The organism is Centipeda sp. (in: firmicutes), assembly GCF_057271695.1.
In genome coordinates this window covers 1-6,604 of the sequence record NZ_DBHIVL010000103.1, presented here as the reverse complement: position 1 = coordinate 6,604, position 6,604 = coordinate 1, and the positions used below count along the sequence as shown (strand labels likewise).

The window sequence follows — 6,604 nt, the reverse complement described above, 5'->3', positions numbered from 1 at the left end:
ATCGGCGTCGCTGCGGCGTGAAAATCGAAAAAATTGACGGCTGCGAGGAAAAATGACCGCCTAGAAGCCACTCTAAGCCCCCTGTTTTGGGGCGGGGCACATCAAAGTATGCGGAAAATGGGGATTTTTAGCACCTATATCCCATCAGGTGATTATACAAATAATAGACACAGGCAAGCGCGTATCGACATTGTATCACCCCCTCTGCTACTTGAGTGTCGGGGTGAGTAGCACAAAAAGTATAGCATGATTTTCAGGCTGTGCTATACTGGATCTGTAGGCGACCGAGCGAAGCGTTTTAGGCAATGCAAAAGCCCCCGTAGTTCCAGCTACGGGGGCTTTTGCATTGCCGCTTATGACTATTCCTCATCTTTTATTGCTATCATGAGGTCGTTGTCATCTTCTATGCGTAACATTCGGATATCACGAACACTTGGAGTAAACCAAGAATACTTTGAGGCGAGTTTGCGTGCGGCCAATACCGTTTTTACCGCATCTACATTTTCGTTCCCAAAGTAGACACTTCCTTGTTGACGAGAAAATCCATATTTTTCTAACGTGTTTTTTATGTCTGCATAAGCGTTTGTGGGAGTGTTCCCTGTATAGGTGTTGGATAGCATTTCGGTATCTAAATCGAAAGCGATTGCGTATTTTGCCATGTTTTTCACTCCTTTGTGAAAAGTTCTGTATGTACTTTCTGCTTAAAAGTCTAACTGAAATAGACATGATTGTCAATCATCTGCAATGGGAAATAGATTGAAAAATCATAGTGATAATGTTATACTGAGAATAGGCAAGCGCGTATCGAAACAGGTATCACAAACGACGAAGCCCCCGTAAGAAGTGGTGTTCTTACGGGGGCTTCTCGCACATTTAGGGGGCGTGCTCACACAAAAAGTATAGCATGATTTTCTGGGCTGTGCTATACTGAAAAGGTAAAAAAAATATATTGATACATTACGCGGGTTACTATAATATAGGCTGTTTTTCGTACGAGAGTTCGATGAATACTGAAAAGGTAAAAAAAATATATTGATACATTACGCGGGTTACTATAATATGCTGAAGATGGCTGAAGATTCAGAGAACGTTGCTATACTGAAAAGGTAAAAAAAATGTATTGATACATTACGCGGGTTACTATAAGGAGGGATTATCGTGTTGAGGGATGAGCCGCTGGAAGTGATTCGAGACCAGTACGAGCAGAAGAATATGGTCTTGGCGCAGTTCGGAGAGCAGGTTTCAGCTTGGACACTTTACGAGGATATTTACGACGACTTGGATATGGTGGTTCCCGTCGTCGTGATTGATGAGAGCGATGAGGATACAAAGCATGTGGTGCAGATGAGCGTTGCCGAGGCGGTAGAGCAGGCGGAGCATCGGAATGATATGCTCCTCGGCGGTTCGGTGTATTTCAAGGCGTTTATCAGTAAGGTGACAGCGAAAGAGATACGGGCGTTCATCGTGGATATGGACAATGTCTATGCCGGGACATTGCTGGCGGCATTACGGGCGGAATGGCGGACGGCGAACGCTGAGGCAATCCCGATGCCGACTTACATCGTGAACAGCGGGACAGGCTTGCACCTGTATTATGTGCTCGATACACCGTTGCCATGTTTGCGTCGCAACGCTGAGATGCTCGACCAGTTATATCGGCGGCTGGCTGTATTGAACACGACAAAGCGTGTGTATCTTGTCAGGCAGGTGCAATGGTTCGGACAAGATTTTCGGATTGCGGGCGGGCTGAACAAATATGACTGGACGAACACCATATTCCAAGTCGGGGACAGGTGGAGTGCTGTTGCGCTAGGGAAAGCCGTCGGATTGCAGAACGTCACGTTTGCCCAATACGGAGACCCGCCGCCGAAGAAGCCGCTTCGTGCAACACTGCCGAAAGGGCGCGTTTTTGCGCGGGAGGGGTGGCGGACGAATCGGGCGTTTTACGACTACACGCTGCGGACGTGCCGCGAAAAGACCAAGGAGGGCAATCGGTATATGTCCATGTGTGCGTTGACCGTGATTGCGTGGAAGTGTAACGTGCCGGTGGACGAGGTGGAGCGGGACTTGCTGTCACTGATTCCGGACTACAACAAGAACGCCACGCGCAAGATAAAACCGAGGGAGGTCAAAAGTGCACTGAAAATGTATAACGAGAAAGCGATGCTCACACAGCGGGAACGTTTGCAAGACTGGATTGGATGGGACTATAAGCCGATTAAGCGTAACGGGAGGACACGGGAGAAGCATTTGCAAGGTGCGAGAGCTATTCGTGACATCAACAATGAGAATTGGAGAAAAGGAAACGGGCGACCGACGGCGCAAGCGAAAGTCAAGGCGTGGAGGATCGCGCATCCGCGCGGGAGGAAAGCGGCTTGCGTCCGTGACACGGGACTGTCGAAGCCGACAGTATACAAGTGGTGGGACTGGGAAGCGTACGAATGGAAAAAAATTATGAAAGAGCATGGCGTGGAATCTGTAGATGAACTGCCGCGCCTTTCTGATATGCTCATGATGGGCGATATGAAGCCGTTCGACTGGAATCATATACCACCGGAGAAGGTGATTTCAGAGCGAGAGGCGAAAAAGAAAGGGCTTCCGTTGGGGTGTCCGTTGGTCAAAAAGCAGAGGGATGATGAGGATGAAAAACATTAAGCATAAGAATGTCTTGCGGTTTAAGCAGATTTCCTTGACCGAGGACATTCAGGCGATTGAATTTGTCTGCCGAGGATGTACGATGCGCGACAGGGATTTGGTGTGGGAAAGCTTTTTTAGCAGTATTGGCGGACAGATCGACAGGGAATACGACAATTCCTATTTGACGCTGGAAGAAGAACCGTCAAACCCTTACGACCCCGATGCGGTCATGGTTTTTTCCAGAGGGGAGATATTTGGCACTGTGGGCTATGTCGGCAGAGAGTATACGGGAAAGGTCAAAGAAATTCTAGGAAAATGCAAGCTGTACCGCGTAGATGTCGCAAACCCCGAAGAAGGTATTGACAGAGAAATGCGGCTCCTGCTTCGATGGACGGAATGAAGCCCGCAGCGGTGCTTGAAAAATCTTCGTGACGGTGATATATTATATCTAAAGGCGAACGAGTAGAGCGCTTTAGGCAATGCAAAAACCCCCGTAGTAGGCGCTACGGGGGTTTTCTTACGCCGTTTTGGGTAGGTGGCTTATGCCTAGGGCTGGCTACCTAATTTTGTGCCGTCCGTCCAACCACTTGCAGATGAAATAGGCGATGACATCTGCCAAAATTGACGTTAGCACCGAGTAGAGCATCTCCACGACAATGCACCCCCTTCCTCTACCTGTATGGGGGGCGGTAGCCTGTTTAGTGTATCACGGTCTTGATGGGATGAAAAGAGCTACCTCAGATGGAGGTGGCTTTTTGCTTGACATTCTACTAAGAATAGGATACAATCTAGTTAATAACCAGATACAAACTAATCTAAAGGAGGATAGGCGATGAAACTCGAGGAGAAGGACATCAAAAAATTGGAGCGCGTCATGCGGAAGTTCGGCATAAAGAGCGCGGACGAGCTTATAGCTGTCATTGAGCGTGGGCAGCGGTTTGGCAAACACGGGGGAGGGCGTCCGCGAATCATTAACGACGAGAAAAGGCAGCAGATAATCGCCGCGAAAGCGAGAGGGGAGACGCTGCAAGCCGTCGCCGATCGGCATGGTGTGTCCGTGAGTACCGTCAAGAACATCCTGCGAGATCAAAAAGAACGGCAGCAGTGAAAATGCGGCTCTACGAAAAAAATAAATCAAAATCTTTTAGATTATAACAAAACGCCAAAAAGAGCCGTCCCGAATGGCAGTGGTTCTTTTTGGTGTTTTGTTATAATTGATATTGACAAAAAATAGCGTTTCTGTTATAGTTTTTTGTCAAAAAGAATTAACACAAAGGAGGCTGTCATGTCGAGCGTTCATCGCGTCGTCGATTATCCGACTTTTGCTGACTCAATCAACAAAAGCAAGCGCAATAATCTAGTGTCGTTTGTGCGTGAGACCGCCAAATATCAAGCGGACATACCTGTGAGGACAGTGCAGGTAATGGCGCTTTCTGGATGGTCCGAGTACGAGAAGCCCGCAAAAGAGAAAAGGCGCGACAGCGGGGAAATCAGGGCGTTGGTCAAGTTTCGGGACGGCATTGTGTTCTTCGTCATAGACAATCTGGGGAACGGCGGGGAAGAGTTTCGCCATGTCTGCCTTGACGAGGAGGCTGTCAGATTCATCGGCGCGGCGGCAGAACGGCAAACGTCCGCGCCGACAATCAAGAAGAAGGACGGAACGCCATTCGCGGGATTTAACGGCGGCAGGAAAAAGAAAGAGCTGACAGACGAGGAGAAGGCACGAATCCTCGCACTGCGCAAAGCGGGAAACAACGTCAACGTCATCGCGCGGGAACTCCACATCAGCAACCGAATCGTGTCGGAGTTTGTCAAAAAGAATTAGAGCAAAAACACGAAACATCCGACAATCGAGAACTTGCGCGGATTATTTTGTCGGTGCTTGTGATTTCTCGTCCTGATTCGCTGCGGCTATGGTCATCGCTTTTGTGAAGTATGAACCGCGCTCGTTCTGGTTCTTGAGGAATGCGTCAAGACGTGCGTCATCCCCGTCCTCGTAAGCGCGACCATCACCGATGTTTTTGAGGACAATACCGCCGAGTTTAATTAAGTTCCGTGTGCGTTCTTTCCTCTCTTTTTCGCGGCTTCGTGCTTTCAGCGTGGCAAGCCTGTGCTCTGCCTGTTTGATCTGTTCATCAATCGTCAGTCGCTTTGCCATCTTTATCACTCCTTTTCCTTGATTGTAGCAGACGAGTGTGCTACAATCAAGAAAAATAAAACCCGACGAACAAAGAGAGGAAGGGCGCAATTACACAAACTTGCAGTTTGTATTGCGCTCTCCGAGGGGGAACGAAAGGAGCGCAGCGAAATGGCAATCTACTATGCCAAGGTCAATATTATTTCCCGTGGCAAAGGTCGATCTGCCGTCGCTGCCGCCGCTTACCGAAGCGGCGAACGAATCCGCAATAACTACGATGGCGTGCTGCATAACTACACACGCAAAAGCGGCGTAGTCTATGCGCAGATTCTTCTACCGAAGAATGCGCCCTCTCGTTTTGCAGATCGGGGAACGCTCTGGAACGAAGTGGAAGCCGGCGAACGAAAGAACGGACGCCTTGCCCGTGAGGTCGTTCTTGCCCTGCCGCGTGAGTTCGGACAGGAGGAACAGAAAGCTGCGGTCGAGGAATATTGTCAGACCTTCACGGGAATCGGCATGATAGCCGACTACGCCATCCACGACAAGGGCGATGGAAACCCGCACGCACACATCATGCTGACCGACCGACCGCTGACCGCAGACGGATTCGCCAAGAAGAAAAATCGGGACTGGAACAAGGATGAACTGGTCGAGGAATGGCGTGCTGCATGGGCAGAAATTTGCAACAGAAGACTGCCGCAGCAGGAACAAATCGACCACAGAAGCTATGAGCGGCGCGGCTACAAGGGAATCCCCGCCTATGTGCATGAGGGCGTCGCAGCACGCAAGATCGAACAGCGCGGCGGCGTGTCCTATCGCTGCGAGATGAACCGCCGCATCCGTGCCGATCGGCACGAAATGCGGCAGATCATCACGGAACGACAACGGCTGATAGAAGCAAAAAAACAACAGGAACAACAACGGCGTGAAGCAGAAGCGGCACGCCTGAAAGCATTGGAGGAAGAACGGCAGAAAAAAATAGCCGCTCAGGATGCCCTAGAAGCCCGTATACGGCGTTTAGAGTCCGAAGTGATAGTGAGGTATGGGGCGGAGGATAAAAACGCGTACAGGGGCATTTTGGACAGCGAGAGAGCCGATCTTGAAAAAGCGGATAAAGAGATCGCTGCGGAAAAGGCTAATGTCGCGAAAATGGAGGAGGAAGTGCGGGCTGCTACGGAAGAAACGGAAGGCGTGCAGCGTGAGATAGACAAGATGAATCGGGCGTGGTGGGGGCTGAAGAAGCACTTCCGTTACGTGAAGCTGAACCTCGATGAGATTCGGGAGCGCGAAGAAACTGCGAAGAAAGAGCTGCAAGAGGCGGAGAGAAAGCTGTCCGCAGCAGAACATCGCCGCACGTTGATACGTCGAAATATCGCTGATCGGCAGGAACGTGAGCGTGTGCAGCGGGGCATCGAGGCGACAAAAGCGAACGCCAAAGAGCGGCTGTCCTTGCAGTACTGGAAATATGACCTGACGGAGCAGATATTTTTAAGCGAGCGCGACACCATCCTTGCTGAAAAAGGACGGTGGTCGATGTCCGACACCATTGAAGTGGCGAAGAATATGCTGAAGATGGGGGAAACTGAGGACAGAGTAGCCGCTGCCGTCCAGAAGCACGCCCCCGAATTGAGCCGTTTGTCGGAGCAGCAGCGAAAAGAATCGGCGAAGAGTATCATGCTGCGGGCGTCGGATCGTCCGCAGCAGCCTAAAAAGCGCACCATCCACATGTCGCGCTCTCGTTCTCGAGACGATGACAGAGGGAGAGGAGGTCGCTGATCGGCGTCGCTGCGGCGTGAAAATCGAAAAAATTGACGGCTGCGAGGAAAAATG

At 50.4% G+C, this 6,604-nt stretch carries 7 protein-coding genes; 5 read left to right on the top strand and 2 right to left on the bottom strand.

All coding sequences use genetic code 11. The annotated features are described in order from the left end of the window. Positions 1-359 precede the first annotated feature (359 nt). Positions 360-659 (bottom strand): hypothetical protein, encoded by a 300-nt coding sequence (locus tag ACO6BQ_RS11595; protein WP_489121123.1) that lies wholly within the window; start codon positions 657-659, stop codon positions 360-362. Positions 660-1,158: 499 nt separating this feature from the next. On the opposite strand from ACO6BQ_RS11595, the gene ACO6BQ_RS11590 reads away from it, so the two are divergent. The 4 genes from ACO6BQ_RS11590 to ACO6BQ_RS11575 all read left to right on the top strand — a co-directional run bounded on the left by ACO6BQ_RS11590 (position 1,159) and on the right by ACO6BQ_RS11575 (position 4,462). Continuing rightward, positions 1,159-2,655, top strand: coding sequence for a hypothetical protein (locus ACO6BQ_RS11590; protein WP_489121121.1), 1,497 nt, complete (start codon positions 1,159-1,161; stop codon positions 2,653-2,655). Then, entirely contained in the window at positions 2,642-3,037 is a 396-nt protein-coding gene (locus ACO6BQ_RS11585) for an HIRAN domain-containing protein (RefSeq protein ID WP_489121118.1), read from the top strand. The genes ACO6BQ_RS11590 and ACO6BQ_RS11585 overlap by 14 nt, the downstream gene beginning before the upstream one ends. 432 nt (positions 3,038-3,469) lie before the next feature. Further along, positions 3,470-3,745, top strand: a complete 276-nt coding sequence (locus tag ACO6BQ_RS11580; RefSeq protein WP_489121116.1) for a helix-turn-helix domain-containing protein — start codon at positions 3,470-3,472, stop codon at positions 3,743-3,745. Positions 3,746-4,135: 390 nt separating this feature from the next. Beyond that, positions 4,136-4,462, top strand: a complete 327-nt coding sequence (locus tag ACO6BQ_RS11575; protein WP_489121115.1) for a hypothetical protein — start codon at positions 4,136-4,138, stop codon at positions 4,460-4,462. A 42-nt stretch (positions 4,463-4,504) separates the two neighbouring features. Here ACO6BQ_RS11575 and ACO6BQ_RS11570 read toward each other — a convergent pair whose 3' ends face one another. Then, positions 4,505-4,795, bottom strand: coding sequence for a hypothetical protein (locus ACO6BQ_RS11570; protein ID WP_489121114.1), 291 nt, complete (start codon positions 4,793-4,795; stop codon positions 4,505-4,507). 150 nt (positions 4,796-4,945) lie between these two features. Between ACO6BQ_RS11570 and mobQ the strand changes: the two genes are divergently transcribed. Then, on the top strand, positions 4,946-6,550 hold the full coding sequence (gene mobQ, locus ACO6BQ_RS11565) for a MobQ family relaxase (protein WP_489121112.1): 1,605 nt from the start codon (positions 4,946-4,948) through the stop codon (positions 6,548-6,550). Positions 6,551-6,604: the final 54 nt, after the last annotated feature.